Raw genomic sequence first — 15,627 nt, forward strand, 5'->3', positions numbered from 1 at the left:
GCATCTTGAAGTCACTTGGGTATATATCCCGTTAGCTTGCCACACAGTGAACTAAACTTAGCTAAGTTGCTCAAAGTTAAGGGTTCTCAAACAAGGAAGGGAGTGCAGCAGTTGTTAATCTCATTGGCGGTTATCTTGGCGGTTTGTGCCATAGTCATCACATGGAAAGCAGTCGGTCGAATATCAAGGCTCGAAGACGAAGTGTCTCTGCTTCATAAAGAACTGACAGAGCTGCGTGCGCGTTGGTTTGAGGGAGATACATCAACGACTCCACAGCCAGAGCATAAGGTTACAACAGCACTGCATGCGTCAACACCACCAGACAGTCCCGTACCACCTAATGATCCGAAGCCTAAATCAGAGCCAGAGCCAATAACTGCGTCTCTAGCAGCCAAAGAAGTGCCACAACCAATTGTTGAGCCGAGCCTCCCGTCACTCGACGAAGTGCACATTGGTGGTTTAGCCCATAGCAGTGAATCCGTTTTTGAGAAGCAAGCCAATAAACTGCTGACCAACATCCAAGAAAATTGGTTGGTTTGGGTTGGCGCGCTCGCCATGTTGATTGGTGGCGGTTACCTCGTGCAAGTGATTGGCAGTCATATCGAGTTCTCACCAATCATGCGCGTGACCATCGCATTCTCAATCTCCCTTGCTACCGTGATAGCAGGTGAATGGTTCCATCGCCGTGAGCAAAAATCCTCAGACCGAGCAGAACGAGCGAAAGGTTTTACTTACGTGCCTGCTGCCATTACCGGAACAGGGTTAACAGGGATTTACTGCACAGTGATCTTTGCGTTTGTCTTCTATCAGCTATTATCGCCTAGTGCATCGCTGCTGATCTTAGCGGGCGCCGCATTTTCGAGCTTAGCTCTCTCCCTGCGCCAGGGACCTTTAATGGCTGTACTTGGTTTGATCGGCGGCTACTCCGCGCCCCTGTGGATTGGCGGCGCAGAGCCCAACTATTACTTGCTCGCGGGCTATATCACTGCGATTTCAGTTGCCGCGACTTTGTTAATGCAAAAGATCCGACACGCTTGGATTTCACCATCGATGACCGTGCCGCATGTTTTGTGGATGCTTCTGCTGATCGAAAGCATACCAATAGAGCAACTATTCTCTTGGCTTACGCTCTTCCTTTCACTCAGTTTGTACCTGTTGTTTGTCGTACCAAGAATGGGCTGGATGCTCAAACCGCGTTACCGTCATTGCCAAGGTAAGTGGACACATCCGCCAACAGGCATTGCTCTGGCTGTCACGTTGTTAATGCTGTCGGCATTGGCTCGCATGTCTAGCGTTGATACCGCAGAGATGGTTTACTTCTATGTGTTCTTTATTGCCATGATTTGGCTACCAGCCGTTCGAAAGGCTTGGTCGTTAAGAATCTTTTTACCATCAATTTTGGTGGCTTCTACCGCAATCATGCTGCTTTCTATCGCGCTTGAGTCTATCTATATGGCAGAGGGGCAAACACCAGTATTGGTTGCGCTCGGTGTCAGTATTGCGTTGATTGCACTGCGAACATTATTCCAGACCCTAGCAGGTGATCACTCACGGCTGACGGGTATCCTCTTCCTTGTTCTTGCCCCAGCAATGACATTGATTACCCTGCTCTACGCGTACGAGTTTATGAGTCGTCATGTTTTTGCTTGGACACTCTTCACCGCAGTGATTGCGGTTTATTACGCCTTACTCGGACAGAAATTCAAAGCTCTGGCGCTGGAGTGCTCAGCTATCATGCACGCCATCATTGCAGGAACGGCTTTTGTTTGGCTCAATGACACATGGCTTACGACTGCCATTTCGATTCAAGTGGCAGTAATGGCATTACAGACTCAAGCCAACCTGTTCCGCCCTGCAAGTTGGGCAGTGAAAGTTACCATGGGGATCTTGGTCATGCGTCTGACTTTGCTACCATTCATTCCAGAGTGGCAACCCGTTAATGCTGGGCACTGGGCTTGGGTATTGATCAGTTACTTGCCGTCTTTGGCGATTCTTGCTTACGCTCGTACTGTATTACATCACTCAGATACAGAACTCGCCAATTGGTTTGAAGGTGCATTTTTACACGTGTTCTTGATGGCAGCGTTCACTCAGACCAACTACTGGCTGACGGGGCAATACAGCTACCTTGGCTACGTCGATTTCACTTCTGCCATTGTGTTTGCCAACCAAGCGTTAGTGATGGGATTGGTTTACAGCTATCGCAGCAAGTTCGCACAACAATTAGAACGTGTTTATCAAGCTTACAGCTACCTACTTTGGGGTGTCTTTGTTGTGTTGGTGTTGCTACTCAATAGCCTTGAATCACCGTTGATGGTCAATAATGTTTCCGCTGAGTCCATGCCTGTGTTTAACATGCTATCACTCGGCTGGCTACTGCCTGCAATTATTTTGCTAGTAACTACTTACAAACACTGGAACACATTGCAAATCTCACGTCCTATTGTTGCTAGCTTTGGTCTTATCTTAGCGGCAGCTTGGCTAGGTATGTCGATTCGCCAATTCTGGCAGCCTATCTCGATGACGCTAGCTCAACCAACGGGTATGGCAGAGCTGTTTACCTACTCGATTGCTGGTTTGATTGTCGGCGGCTTACTCACTTGGGTAGGCGCAACACGTAAAGCGATGACGATTCAACGCATTGGTTTGGCAGTGTTGGCGTGCGTCGCGCTTAAGGTATTCTTGTGGGATGTAAGCTCACTAGATGGCTTCTGGCGAGCGGTTAGCTTCTTGGGGTTGGGGGCGTCACTGATTGGACTTGGGTGGTTGTTCCAAAAACTCCATCGTTCGGTTGCAGGACCTGTTGAGCAAGCAGAATAGTGTTTGAACAAAGAAAGAGATTCCCGACGTCGCTCTCGGGAATGACCCAGAAGAGTATTGAGCGGTTGACGAATTCTAAAGCGGAATACGCGCCTAATGGTCGTCTTTTCAGAGTTGAGGAATTAAGTGTCTGGAATCTCTCTTTTAATCGCGAACTAGAAAGGCGATTCCCAACTCTTTTCTGGTTTTTGAAACCACATATAGAATCGAGAAGGGAATCTTGGAGTGTTCTTGAAAGGTTATTTCAGAAGCGCCACAACCGTATGGCGACGCACATTCGCTTGTGCATTAAGCGCTTGGAACGTTGAGGTAAATTGATCTGACGTTGCCATAAATCCATCGAGTTTCGAATTCACATCCTCGGCACTCATCTGGTTAGATTTACTTTGCACCGAACGCATCTGAGCACTCAACTCACCGTGAAAAGCTTTGGCTTCTTCCAAGCTGGTTTGCACTTGTCTTAAATGCTGATTCACCTTGGCAATAGTTTGTTTGATGCCATCTCGAGAACCTAGGTCAAAGCTTAACTCTGCAATACCGTCAGGTTCCGATTTTAGGTTCAGAACATTGGCGTGCCCCGCTGGGAATCGATGCCCTTCACCCGTCACCAATACCTTTTGCTGCATTTGCTGATAAGCAGTATCGCGCGCTTCAAATAAAATAGTGCCGTCTTCCGCCAGTGATGCGCGCATTCCCATCGCAATCAAACTGCGATCGAGCATTTTCACCGTACGCGCACCATCCGCCTGACCGTCAAACTGGATCATCACCGATTGACCCTGCGGAAAATCCAAGCGAATTTGCTCTGCTTTTTCACTCAAACGATGTACGTTCAAACCCGGGATAGAGAAGCGGCGAATATCGGCTTTATCCAGTTTTAGGTGCAGTTCGTTATCAATCACCTTTTGTCCATCAAAACGCGCCTGATCAACCACTTGCTGAATGGACGTTTTGGAGCGAACTAAACTGTCTTGCAAACCAGGGACGTTCTGTGTTCCTTGGCTAACGGCTTGAGTCAAACCTCGCTTAATTTGAGTCAGCTCTCTACCAATCACTTGCAGCGATTTTGATGCGATCTGCACAGCAGTTGCTTGTTGCTGACCTTGAGTAAGCTGAATACCGGAAACAGAATAGGCTGACGCGGTGTCAGCCTGAACTTGCCTAGGACGCGGTTTAATCGCACTGCTCGTATCCGCTGAGCGGGTCGGCATGATAGAGGCTTGTTCTTGCCCACCTAAGCGTATACTGTGGGGTCTTACCTCTACTGTGCTCATCACCATATAAAACTTCCTTAAATACGATCAAACAGGTTGAGATCGTTGATCTTAACGTAGCTAGCTTGCGTTGCTTGTAACGCTGCCATGTAGTTGCTCAAACGTACTGATGCTTCACCGTAATCGAGCGCAGACAAATCGTTCGTCACTTTATCAACAAACAGCTTGTTTTCGCCGTGAGCTCCATCCATCAGATCTAGGTTGTTGTGGCGTCCACCAATCTCTGTGATAGCACCTAATACGTTTGCAGAGGTATCATCAATGGCAGCAAGGCTAGCGTCCACTTCAGCTCGAAAATTCGGACTCGGCTTCTCAAATTCTGCAATTAAAGCATCAAGTTGGTTCAGCACATTGTCGCCACTGCCAAGCTCTAAAATGTCTTTAGCGGTCATGTTGGATTCCATGGTGACGCCTTTAGCAACCGTCACAACACGCTTATCGCTGTTGCCGTCTACTTGGTAAACACCGCCTCCGTTACTCACCGCTGGTTTGTCGGTTTGAGTGCCAGAAAACAAGTAATGACCTTCTTCGTCTTGTGCATTAAAGGACGACTGAATGGCGTCTCGGTAGCTTTTTAGTTCGGTAACCATGCCGCTGCGGTCATCATCGGTTAACGAGCCATTTGCCCCCCAAAGCACCAAATCGCGAACGCTTTTCAAGCTTTCATTCACAGAATCCAAATGTGTTTCTTGCGCAGAAAGCGTCGTTTTCAGATTGGCAATATTGCTTTGGTACTGACCGATTGCGCTGTTTTCACGCTCAAGGTTAAGTAGCTTAATGGACGCCATTGGATCGTCTGAAAGCTTCGTCAGTCGATTACCTGTCGACATTTGTTGTAGCACATTCCCCAAGCCTGCGTTGTTGGTTTGCAGACTTTGCAGCATCATTTGGCTAAATTGAGTGTCACTGATTCGCATATCGAGTTCCCTTTAGAAAAGCTGCAATACAGCATCGAAAAGTTGGTTAGCTGTGCTAATGACTTTCATATTGGCATTGTGTGCGTTAGCAAACGTCATCAAGTTCGCCGCTTCTTCATTACTGTTAACCGCACTAACATTATCGCGTGCCGCGTGAGCTTGCTTGTTCATTGCGGTTTTTGCTTCATAATCTGCCGCAGCTTGGCGCGCTTTAATCGCCGTTTCACCAACCATTGCGGTAAATGCATCGTTCAAGCTCAAAGAACCAAAACCTGTAATGGCGACCGGTTTGTTGCTCAACTTAATCAAGTTATTCAGTACGTCGGCATTACCTGGCGCACCATCACTTGAGAATGCCAATTCCTCTGCGCTGATTCCCGTAATTTTTAAGCTAGATGAAGGGTTTGCAGGGTCGTAACTGAACAAAGGTTTGCCCGGGTTACCTTTAAGGTCTTTACCCGTCGCAAGTACCGCGTTGTACTCGTCTGCCATCGCCTTCGCCATATCGTCTAGTGCCACTTGGTTTGGCATTAGGATTTCTGTTTGATAGTCGTTAATCGCTCCCAATTTGCCGCCGACAGATTGATCGAGACCAAAACTTTGAGAAGCAAACTCAACATTTAAATCAGCAAGATAAGGATCGGAAGGATTTGGCTTCGACGTTAGCTGGCCGTAATCAGTCCCCATCACCAAAGGCTGACCTGAAGCGAGTGTCACTTGCATGCTTCCATCAGCTTGATCCGTTGTCTTGATTTCAACGATCTGAGAGAGCTCACCAATCAAAACATCACGAGTATCCATTAGCTGAGCTGGGTTACCGCCCGTTCCCTGCATTTCGACAATCTGTTTGTTTATGTGAGCGATGTTCGTCATCAAGCTATTGGCATGATTTAACGCCGCATTACGTTGCTCACTCATGTCTTTATGCTGATTATGAAGCGACTCGGTTAACGTATTGAAGCGACGCGCTAACGCTTCTGATTCGTTGATAATTTGCTGACGGTATGGAATTGATTCTGGTTTTACTGTGGCATCATTCAAAGCTGCGTTAAGCGAATCCAAGCCCGCAGAAATACTAAAACCATCAGCGCCAAGCGTACTTTCAAGCTGGCTCATTGCGGTAGTGTAACCACTTGAGTATGACGCTAGGCTGTTTGTCGACCAAGTCTGTTTGACCAAAAACTGGTCTGTTACGCGGCGAATACTTGTGACTTCAACACCAATGCCCGGACTGAGCTTGTTGTACTTGCCATCCCCGACAGATGCCATAAGCGCTTGTTGACGGCTGTATCCTGGCGTATTGATGTTTGCCACGTTTTGCGCCGTCACTTCAAGTGCGACTTGGTTTGCGTTCAAGCCTGAAAGGCCGATATTAACAAGGTTCATTTACAGCTCCATTTTTCTGATCAGCGGCTGAGTAAACGCGGTCGTCATACCGGCTTCACCGAGCACTTGTTTAACAGAGGCGACCACTTGCTGCACGGAATTAACTGCATCAGTGACTGTGGCGATATCATCACTTTCAAGTTGTGACTTGCGTTCAAGCGAGGTCACTTTTCCATCATTCGCCGAAGAGATACTGCGTGATTGGTCGAATGCTACCTCACGCATTGATGGACTTAGCTGTTGAACCAGCATATTGGCAATGCCCGCATTTTGCTTTTTAGCAAGCTCCATTGCCAGTTGACCGTCATACATATCGCGAAACACACCTTGTTGTTGGCTAGCAAACGGACTGTCTTTGTCAGCCAACACGTCACTACTGCTGCGCATTTGACGAAGCACCATTTGCAGAAACATGGCTTCAAACTGACCTGCAACCACTTCCAAGGCACCTTCTTGATCACGGCTTCTCTTGATGTTCGCTAGCGCACTATTGTCGTGATACAACATGGAGCTCAGTTTGGCTTGATCGTTACTGGTATCTAATTTCATCTCAAACTCCTTAAATCACGACAAGCTCGGCATTCAACGCACCCGCTTCACTGAGTGCTTGCAGAATCGACATCAGATCCGTCGGTGTTGCACCTAAGCTATTCACTGCATTGACGATGGTGTTCAGCTCCGTTCCCGGCGGCCATATCACCATTTGCGCAAGCTCTTCATCAACGTTAATTTGCGTTTGATCTATGACTTTTGTATCACCACCAGCAAAGGCGTTCGGCTGGCTAACTTGCTGCGATTCCGATATACGGACAGTCAAGTTACCGTGGCTAACTGCCGCTTCGCCCACTTTGACATTTTTACCGATGACAACGGTGCCAGTACGAGAGTTGAAAACAATTCGAGCCGGTTTACGACCTTCTTCCACGCTCATCTCTTCTAGCATCGACATCATGGTTACACGCTGCTGGGTATCCATTGGTGCTCGCATTTCAACGCGTGCTTTGTTGATTGCTTTCGCTACATTTGGACCAAAGGTGTTGTTGATTTCGCGGGCGATGTTTTTTGCGGTAGTGAAACTTGGTTTACGAAGGTTTAACGTGATTTCACCACGCTGGTTAAAGTCTGTTTCGATTTCTCGCTCCAACGTTGCACCGTTTGGAACACGACCTGCAGTTGGTGTGTTCACTTCTACCTTGGAGCCGCTTTTGCCTTCTGCCGATAAGCCGCCAACTACCACACTACCTTGAGCGATGGCATAAACTTCACCATCAATACCGCGCAGTGGTGTAAGTAATAGCGTACCGCCACGTAAGCTTTTCGCGTCACCAATTGAAGAGACTACGACGTCGAGTGTTTGACCCGGTCCCGCCATTGGGTCTACCGATGCAGTAACACTCACCGATGCCACGTTACGTAGTTTCGGGTTCATGCTGTCATCAATTTGTACACCAAATTGGCGTAGCATGTTGGTAATCGATTGAGCAGTGAATTTAACTTGGTTTCGATCACCTTGACCTGCCAAGCCCACTACCAAACCGTAGCCGACCAATTGGTTTTCTCGGATGCCCTGAACATCCACCAAGTCCATGATCGGAATTTCCACTTCAGCTTGCGAAGTGGCAGGAAGTCCCAAGGTCAATGCCAATAGGAAAGAAGAAAAGAATGCGTTAATTGGCTTCATTAGAATGGTACCCATGGGCTGTTGAAGAACTGCGTCAGCCACCCAGCTGCATTGCTGTCAGCTAATGCGCCGCGACCTGCATAGGTGATACGAGCATCTGCAATACGCTGAGAAGAAACTTGGTTGCTACGGTTGATATCATCAACACGCACGATGCCAGTTAGGCGAATAAATTCATCGCCTTGATTAAGTCGCAACCACTTTTCACCGCTAATACGAAGCACACCATTTGGTAGCACTTCATGCACAGTAACCGTGATTGCACCCTGTAATTTGTTGCCCTGTGAACTAGAAGCGCTGCCATCAAAATTACGGCTACCGTCCACGCTTACACCCAATTCATCGATGGTTTTAGTGCCAATGGTTGGCGCAACAAAATTTACAGTTGAGCTTTTACCAAACTTAGTGCCTGCTTTTTTGCTAGATTCCGTCTCTTCCGATAGCTGCACCGTCAAGACATCACCAACACGGTAGGCACGTCGGTCTTGGAATAACGTCATGGTGTATTGGTGACGATAAAGGCTACCTGAGTTTGCTTCTGGCAAGGTGTAATCCAACACCGGCGGCGCGTATTCCTCTGCATTTGGTTCAGGCGGAATAAACTCCTGACGCCCAGCACATCCCACCAGCAACACGACGGCAACTGCCCAACTTTTCGAAAGCCATTTCATTGCTTTTTCCTTCATCATCACCAATTTCTTACCTACATTGCCTGTGCGACAAACTTCAGCATGTCATCCGCTGCAGAAACGACTTTTGCGTTCATTTCGTATGCGCGCTGAGTTGTGATCATGTCGACCATCTCTTCAACAACTTGCACGTTAGAGCCTTCTAAAGCCCCTTGCTTAATGCTGCCCGCGCCATCTTCACCTGCGATTAACTCGTCAGCTGGTCCGCTTGCTGCTGTTTCACGGAACAAGTTGCCACCCACTGCTTCTAAGCCCGCAGGGTTAATGAACTTAGCCAGAGTGATTTGCCCTAGTTGCTGCGGCGTCGGGTCATCTGCTGACGTAGTTGTTACCGTGCCATCCACACCAACAGAGAATGAAATGGCGTTATCTGGGATCTGAATTTGAGGTTCTAGTGGTAGACCTTGACTGTTCACCATCAAACCTTCTGAGTTGATATGGAACTGACCATTTCGGGTGTACATGATCTGACCGTCAGAGTTTTCGATTTGGAAAAAGCCCTGCCCCATTACCGCCAAGTCAAACTCACCAGTCGTATTTTGCGTGTTACCTTGTGTGAAGACTTTTTGCGTCCCCACAACACGAACACCAGAACCCAACTGAACACCGGTTGGTAGCTCGTTAACTTGGTCAACTTGCGCGCCTGGCTGACGCTGAATGCTGTAGAACAGGTCTTCAAACACTACTCGGTCACGCTTAAAGCCGACCGTGTTGACGTTTGCTAGGTTGTTCGAGATGGCAGTCATTTTCGTATCTTGAGCTGCCATGCCCGTTTTACTTACCCATAATGCTGAATGCATTGGTTATCTCCTTTGTGGCAGGAATTATCTAGAAGCACGATTTACGTTGAGCAAAAAGTGTTATCTCGCTGCCATCAATTTGTTTCCGGCTTGCGCCAAGGTTTCTGCGGTTTTCATCATGCGAACTTGCATCTCGAAGTTGCGCGTCAGTGACATCACGCTGAGTAGTTCATCGATGGCTGAAACGTTACTACCTTCGATATGCTCTGGTGCCAATTGCACCGTTTCATCAGCGACAAAAGGCACACCATCAACACTGTGCAGTAAGCTGTCGCTTTCTTTCTGAAGTTGGTTAATGGCAGGTTTCACCATTTTTAAAGTGCCAACTTCAACTTCTGCACCACCGCCCGGTGGGATCACAGACACGCGACCGCGCTCACTGATCTCAATCTTTTGAAAATCAGGCACGATCATTGGTCCGTTTTCACCCACAACGGGAAATCCATTGATACTCATGGCACCAAACGTATCGATTTTGATGTTACCCGCACGCGTGTAAGCCTCATTTCCAGCCGGTGTTTCTACTGTTAGGTAGCCTTCACCCATGATCGCAACGTCTAAAGGACGTCCCGTTTTCATGATGTCGCCAGAATCAAAACGCGTCGATGCAGAGTTCGTCACCACCATGGTGCGACCATCAAAGCCCGCACCTTGCAATTCAACGCTTCGAACACGTTCCATATCCGCACGGAAACCAGCGGTGTCTGCGTTCGATAAGTTGTTAGAACGAACGTGCTGAGCCTTAAGAACTCGGCTCGCACCAGACGTTGCAGTAAATAACAAGCTATCCATGCAATACTCCCATTACACTGCGTTGAACAGAGCTTGAGTTAGCTTGTCGTTGGTTGAGATGGTTTTGGCGTTCGCTTGGTAGTTACGCTGCGCCGTCATTAGCGCGACAAGCTCACTGGTTAAGTCAACGTTAGAGCCTTCCAATGCACCCGGAGTAAGGTCACCCAGTGTACCTGTACCCGGAACGCCCATGATCGGCGCACCAGAGCTAAAGCTTTGTGTCCAAGCGGTACCGCTCACTTTCGATAGACCTTGCGTGTTAGCAAAGTCCGCAAGCACTACTTGACCTTGAAGTTGAGATTGACCATTGGTGTACGTCGCGTAAACCATGCCGTTGTCTTCCACTCGAACGCCAGCAAGTTCACCCGATGTGTAACCATTTGGATTATTGGTGCTCACGCCAAATGCAGCACCAAACTGAGTACTACCTGAAAGGCTAATATCAACGCTCATTGCGTTTGCACCCGCGGCTGGGAATGCCACATTAAATGCGCCAGCAGGAGAAGCTAGCGTACCATCGGTATTGAATTGAACGGTTTGAGCTGTTGCAGGAGTCGTAGGCGCGCCATCCACTTCTACATTCACTTGCCATTCGTTATCTGACGTTTTAGTGAAGTACTGAGTCACCGTATGGGAATTGCCTAGCGAGTCGAAAACCTTGGTGGTGTAAGAAGAGTTGAATGATTTAGGGTCCGAAGAATTAAATGGATAAACCGCTTGATCAATCTTGGTCGCACTTGCATCGAAGTTAGCAACAAATTCTAAGCTGCTTGTTGCTTTAGCACTCAGAGAAGAAGTGGATACCTTGATATCGCCGACTGAACCTGTTTGCAGGTTATTATTGTTGTCAACGCTGTAGCCTTGTAGTTTGGTTCCGTTGTTCGCGGTAACGAAATTGTTCTTATCTGTGCTAAATACACCAGCACGGGTGTAGAGCATTTGACCCATAGAGTCTTTGGTCACAAAGAAACCGTTGCCGTTAATTGCTAGGTCCATTGCTCTGCCAGTACCCGTTACAGAACCGTTTTTTTCGAAGTTCTGAGAGATTGACGCCACTTCTACGCCGCCTGGCTGCATGCCGTTGTAAACCGCCGCGAATTCAGTACGACCGCCTTTGAAACCATACGTCGAAGCGTTAGCAATGTTATGACTGATGGTGTTCAATTCTGTATTGGTCGCGTCCAGACCACTAAGTGCGATGTTAAAACTCATAAATAACCTCTGATTTCCTTATTTGGTTAAGCACCAAACTGAGTAATTTGATAGAAAGGAACGTTGCCAACGCCTTGAACATTGACCAGTGCTGAACCACCTGAGCTTGGAATACGAACCTGCTCAACCGTGCCTGCCAGCAAAACTTTAGGGCTTTTCTGCCCATCTTGAACTTCCACCGCAACGGTGTACTTACCCGGTTTCAAACCGAGCTCTTCAGGATTAATGGAGAATTCCAAATCACCAGCAGCGTGCGCGCCAAGAGGCACTTTCGTTGATTGACCAAACTGGTCTTTCACCACTAACGTTACTTGGTTAGAACCATGCTCTAGTTCTATCTTACCGTTTTGCGCGCCTTCACCGAGTTCAAACTCATTCGATGAAACGTACACGGTTTGACCAACCAAACCAGCGGTCGAAAGCACTTGCATGTTGTCGAGTAACACCATGCTGTTTTGCATTAACTTCGACATGTTTTCGGTACTCTGCACCTGAGAAAACTGCGCAAGTTGACCAACGTACTCGGTTCCGTCTAACGGGTTTAGTGGGTCTTGGTTTTGAATTTGTGCCACCATCAACGAGATAAACTCATTTTGCAGTGAGCTGGCACTGTTCATATCTGACGGGTTAGCAGAGACACTTGCGTCACTGCCAGATTTGGTTGCTACCGGTTTATCGGAAGACAGTGGGGTGTATTGTGCGATACTCATTAGCTACCCTGCCCTAATCGAAGCAGACCTTGCTGCATGCTTTTCACATTCGCCAATACCTCGACATTGGTCTCGAAGCTGCGTGTCGCTGACATCATGTCTGCCATTTCTGACACCACATCAATATCCGGGTAGTACACATAACCTTCATCGTTTGCCAATGGGTTATTAGGTTCGAAGCGCTTCTCTGCCTGCCCTGCATTTTTCACAACATCCACAATGCGAACTTCTGCATTTGGATAAGCACTGTTCTCTGTTGCCATTTGCGTTTTTTGATACACAGTTGCAAACACAGGTTTAAGTGCCTTGTAGGCATCATCTGGGTTGGCAGACACCGCATCGGCGTTTGCAAGGTTACTGGCTACCGTGTTCAGACGAACGGTTTGCGCCGTCATCGCTGAGCCAGTGATCGAATAGATATCAGTAAATGACATGTTTAACGTCCCTCAATCGCTTTCGCCAAGCCACTGAATTTCATGTTGAGAAACGTCAGGCTGGTTTGAAAGTCCATGTTGTTTTGTGTGAATTTGGCTTGTTCAACACCAAGTTCCACGGTGTTGCCGTCTTTGCTGTTTTGGTAAGGCACTGAATATTGCGCCTCTACCTGAAACTTCGGCACTGATTTGCTCACACTTCCCGTCGACATATTGTTCATCACGGTGGTGAAGCTCAGGTCCTTTGCCAAGTACCCTGGGGTATCAACATTTGCTAGGTTACTGGCGAGGACTTTGGTACGCTGAACGCGAAAATTAAGTGCCTCTGGATGTACACCTAACGCATTTTCGAATGTGATCGCCATGCATCTTTCCTTCAAGTCGGCTCGAATACGCCAAGAATGAAACAAGATGCGTGCCATAAAAATTACTTATAAAAATCAATGAATTACAAACAAGGAAGGAAGCCTCGCTTCCGGTTTACGGAAACCACTCAAAACAAGGGGAAAGGTCGATTTCCCCAAATTATGCTGCTTTGTGGTTTGGTTTTGAGTGCCAGTTCGATAAGTGCCGCTGCCGCAGAGAAAACCCTCACGGCGAACGAACTAAAAGTCACCGTCAGTGAACAATTTGAGCAAGAAGTCGCACAAATCGCGCGTTCACACCATTGGGGAACCTATCAGCTCGAATATCGTATTTGGGTTCCGGGTTCTGCCAATCACTTGCCCGCCTGTACGTCGCCTTTGGTCATCGCAGGACGAGATAATCGCCCACTGCCTGTTGGCAATTTGAAGCGCGCGGTCAGTTGTGAGGACATCACCTCTCCTTGGCGAATCAACGTTACAATCAAATCTGCAGTGACACTCCCAGTCCTCGTAGCGACCAGCACAATTGGGCGTAACGAAACGATCTCCGCGACTCATTTAAAATCTGAAACGCGCACGATTTCGCGCCAAGACGACTTCTACACACAAGTGAGCCAAGCGGTAGGATTGGAGACCTCTCGCCGTATTCGCGCCGGACAAATTATTGATCCTTCAAACCTAAGCTCCCCTGCTCTGGTTGAGAAAGGCAACGAGGTGATTATTGTTGCGAGCAAAGATGGATTTAGCGCCAGTACCAAAGGCGTCGCCCTAGAACAGGGAAAGAAAGGTCAGCAGATCGATGTAGAAAACATCAGCTCTGGCAAAGTGATACGAGCAGTCGTGACAGGGTTAAATCAAGTACATACTCAGTTCTGATTTTGGACTCAGGTTATCATTTTTTGATTTTTACACTCGTCAGCACAGGTGAACTTCGAGTACAAAAAATAAATATTTAATGTTCATCACACCCTAGTCGCCTATTCGATTTAGAACATGATGATTGAGGACAACAGCATGAAAATCGACAAAGTCGCGGGCGGTCATGTCCCACAAACGAAATTCCAGCAAGCAAGCAAGAAGCCTGTCGAAACCATCGCACAGAGCAAAACTCGCGAGCCAGCATTCCAAGCTAACACTGCCGCCATCGATCGCGCTCAAGCAGAAATGAAATCACTGCCAGACGTAGATATGGCAAAGGTTGAAGAGATCCGCAACGCATTAGCACGTGGTGAACTGAATCTGGATACCAAAGCACTATCCAAAGCAGTAATGCAGTTCCACACTGGTCACGAGTAACGCAGCGCACTAGGAGTCATGCATGGCAACGGCCGCATCGCAGCACATTCAACAATTTGTTCGTTCCCTAGCGGAAGACATTAAACTCTACCAGCAATTGCTAGAGCTTATTCAGCAACAAAAAATGCTGTATTTGAAGTTTGATGGGGAATCGCTTAGCGAGAACATTCAAAAGCAAACGCCAATTTTGAATCGACTTAGTCGCTCGGCGAGTGAAAGAAGTCAGTTGATGCGCTCGCTTGGACTCCCTTGCAACGAAACCAGTGTGAATCGAATTTTCAATGCTCTGCCTGCTAAAATTGGCACGCAAGCAAGAAAACAATGGGCGCTGTTGGAAACCTTAGTAAAACAATGCCAAACGGACAATCAGAGCAACGGTCAAAGCTCTGCGGCGTTCCAAGAGTTGGTCAGTCAACTCAAGCAACCTGTGCAACACACTTATGAAGAGCGTTCGTTCTAAACAATTCTCGCCTTGCCTACATAATCTTCCTCCATCCAGGTCGATTACTGTGGGCTTTTTTGCGTTTTGGCTCACCTGCTTTTCTTCTCTCTCAATAGCCAAACCCAACGAAGAAACCATTACCCAACAATATCAAGTACTCGCGCCCTACCAGAGCCAAATTGCCAAACGTCTCGATTCTGTTCGCCCATTGCTCGATCATATTTTCAAACAGCTTAAGCAGCAGTCGTTACCGCCCACATTCGTTTTGTTGCCCATGTTGGAATCGTCTTATAACCCTCAAGCCGTCTCACATGCGAATGCTGCCGGTCTATGGCAATTAATCCCTGCCACAGCGACACGATTTGGTTTACAAGTATCAGACACCGATGATGAACGGTTTGATACCAAAGCCAGCACTCAAGCGGCGTTGAAATACTTGGCGTTCCTGTATGAGAAGTTTGATCAAGACTTGGCACTGACTCTAGCAGCTTACAACGCGGGCGAGGGACGCGTATCAAGGGCGATGAAAAATGCGGGTAGTCGACATTTTGATGCGCTCACTTTACCCAATGAAACACAAGAGTACGTCAACCGCTTCTACGCACTAGAGCGCTTGGTTGATGTACAACAACTTCGTACGGATTCTTTTCAGCCTTTGCTGTTATTTTCCGAGCAGTCATCTATCTACACCAAACCGCTTATAGACCTTAGTCGATTACCACCTCTGGTCGAATTGTGACACCTATCACTAAAACTCGACAATGTCAGGTGTTCGTAAAAATACAAGATCCTGTACTGCCAATTTGCAA

17 protein-coding genes are annotated in these 15,627 nt (G+C 47.7%); 5 read left to right on the plus strand and 12 right to left on the minus strand.

Going from position 1 to position 15,627, the window contains the following annotated elements; translation table 11 throughout:
- Positions 1-102: 102 nt before the first annotated feature.
- Complete coding sequence (locus VHA02S_RS06700; protein ID WP_038898206.1) at positions 103-2,820, plus strand: DUF2339 domain-containing protein; 2,718 nt, start codon at positions 103-105, stop codon at positions 2,818-2,820.
- A gap of 239 nt (positions 2,821-3,059) precedes the next feature.
- On the opposite strand, the gene VHA02S_RS06705 is transcribed toward VHA02S_RS06700, so the two are convergent.
- The 12 genes from VHA02S_RS06705 to flgB are packed head-to-tail and all read right to left on the minus strand — an operon-like array spanning position 3,060 to position 13,080.
- Positions 3,060-4,100 (minus strand): hypothetical protein, encoded by a 1,041-nt coding sequence (locus VHA02S_RS06705; protein WP_005445367.1) that lies wholly within the window; start codon positions 4,098-4,100, stop codon positions 3,060-3,062.
- Between the two features lie 11 nt (positions 4,101-4,111).
- Positions 4,112-5,011 carry a flagellar hook-associated protein FlgL gene (gene flgL / locus VHA02S_RS06710; RefSeq protein ID WP_005445368.1) on the minus strand — a complete coding sequence of 300 codons (900 nt, stop codon included), beginning with the start codon at positions 5,009-5,011 and terminating at the stop codon, positions 4,112-4,114.
- A gap of 12 nt (positions 5,012-5,023) precedes the next feature.
- Positions 5,024-6,397 carry a flagellar hook-associated protein FlgK gene (gene flgK / locus VHA02S_RS06715; protein WP_005445369.1) on the minus strand — a complete coding sequence of 458 codons (1,374 nt, stop codon included), beginning with the start codon at positions 6,395-6,397 and terminating at the stop codon, positions 5,024-5,026.
- Positions 6,398-6,946 (minus strand): rod-binding protein, encoded by a 549-nt coding sequence (locus VHA02S_RS06720; protein ID WP_005445370.1) that lies wholly within the window; start codon positions 6,944-6,946, stop codon positions 6,398-6,400.
- A 10-nt stretch (positions 6,947-6,956) separates the two neighbouring features.
- Positions 6,957-8,078: a flagellar basal body P-ring protein FlgI gene (locus VHA02S_RS06725; RefSeq protein ID WP_005445371.1), complete on the minus strand. Its 1,122-nt coding sequence runs from the start codon at positions 8,076-8,078 to the stop codon at positions 6,957-6,959.
- Positions 8,078-8,749, minus strand: a complete 672-nt coding sequence (gene flgH, locus VHA02S_RS06730) for a flagellar basal body L-ring protein FlgH (RefSeq protein ID WP_009696916.1) — start codon at positions 8,747-8,749, stop codon at positions 8,078-8,080. The genes VHA02S_RS06725 and flgH overlap by 1 nt, the downstream gene beginning before the upstream one ends.
- A 32-nt stretch (positions 8,750-8,781) precedes the next feature.
- Positions 8,782-9,567 (minus strand): flagellar basal-body rod protein FlgG, encoded by a 786-nt coding sequence (gene flgG / locus VHA02S_RS06735; RefSeq protein ID WP_005445374.1) that lies wholly within the window; start codon positions 9,565-9,567, stop codon positions 8,782-8,784.
- Between the two features lie 60 nt (positions 9,568-9,627).
- Complete coding sequence (gene flgF / locus VHA02S_RS06740) at positions 9,628-10,359, minus strand: flagellar basal-body rod protein FlgF (protein ID WP_029789141.1); 732 nt, start codon at positions 10,357-10,359, stop codon at positions 9,628-9,630.
- Between the two features lie 12 nt (positions 10,360-10,371).
- Positions 10,372-11,571: a flagellar hook protein FlgE gene (gene flgE / locus VHA02S_RS06745; protein ID WP_005445376.1), complete on the minus strand. Its 1,200-nt coding sequence runs from the start codon at positions 11,569-11,571 to the stop codon at positions 10,372-10,374.
- 26 nt (positions 11,572-11,597) lie between these two features.
- Positions 11,598-12,281, minus strand: coding sequence for a flagellar hook assembly protein FlgD (flgD, locus tag VHA02S_RS06750; RefSeq protein WP_009696914.1), 684 nt, complete (start codon positions 12,279-12,281; stop codon positions 11,598-11,600).
- Entirely contained in the window at positions 12,281-12,715 is a 435-nt protein-coding gene (flgC, locus tag VHA02S_RS06755; protein WP_005445378.1) for a flagellar basal body rod protein FlgC, read from the minus strand. Before flgC ends, flgD begins: the two co-directional genes overlap by 1 nt.
- 2 nt (positions 12,716-12,717) lie before the next feature.
- Complete coding sequence (gene flgB / locus VHA02S_RS06760) at positions 12,718-13,080, minus strand: flagellar basal body rod protein FlgB (RefSeq protein ID WP_005445380.1); 363 nt, start codon at positions 13,078-13,080, stop codon at positions 12,718-12,720.
- Positions 13,081-13,158: 78 nt separating this feature from the next.
- On the opposite strand from flgB, the gene flgA reads away from it, so the two are divergent.
- The 4 genes from flgA (at position 13,159) to VHA02S_RS06780 (ending at position 15,557) form a co-directional block, all read left to right on the plus strand.
- Complete coding sequence (gene flgA / locus VHA02S_RS06765) at positions 13,159-13,956, plus strand: flagellar basal body P-ring formation chaperone FlgA (RefSeq protein WP_009699465.1); 798 nt, start codon at positions 13,159-13,161, stop codon at positions 13,954-13,956.
- 138 nt (positions 13,957-14,094) lie between these two features.
- Positions 14,095-14,376, plus strand: a complete 282-nt coding sequence (flgM, locus tag VHA02S_RS06770; protein WP_009696912.1) for a flagellar biosynthesis anti-sigma factor FlgM — start codon at positions 14,095-14,097, stop codon at positions 14,374-14,376.
- Positions 14,377-14,398: 22 nt separating this feature from the next.
- Positions 14,399-14,836 carry a flagellar export chaperone FlgN gene (gene flgN / locus VHA02S_RS06775; protein WP_038898204.1) on the plus strand — a complete coding sequence of 146 codons (438 nt, stop codon included), beginning with the start codon at positions 14,399-14,401 and terminating at the stop codon, positions 14,834-14,836.
- Between the two features lie 43 nt (positions 14,837-14,879).
- Positions 14,880-15,557 (plus strand): lytic transglycosylase domain-containing protein, encoded by a 678-nt coding sequence (locus VHA02S_RS06780; protein WP_033008241.1) that lies wholly within the window; start codon positions 14,880-14,882, stop codon positions 15,555-15,557.
- Positions 15,558-15,627: the final 70 nt, after the last annotated feature.

Source organism: Vibrio harveyi NBRC 15634 = ATCC 14126 = KCTC 12724 (assembly GCF_001591145.1).
GTDB lineage: Bacteria > Pseudomonadota > Gammaproteobacteria > Enterobacterales > Vibrionaceae > Vibrio > Vibrio harveyi.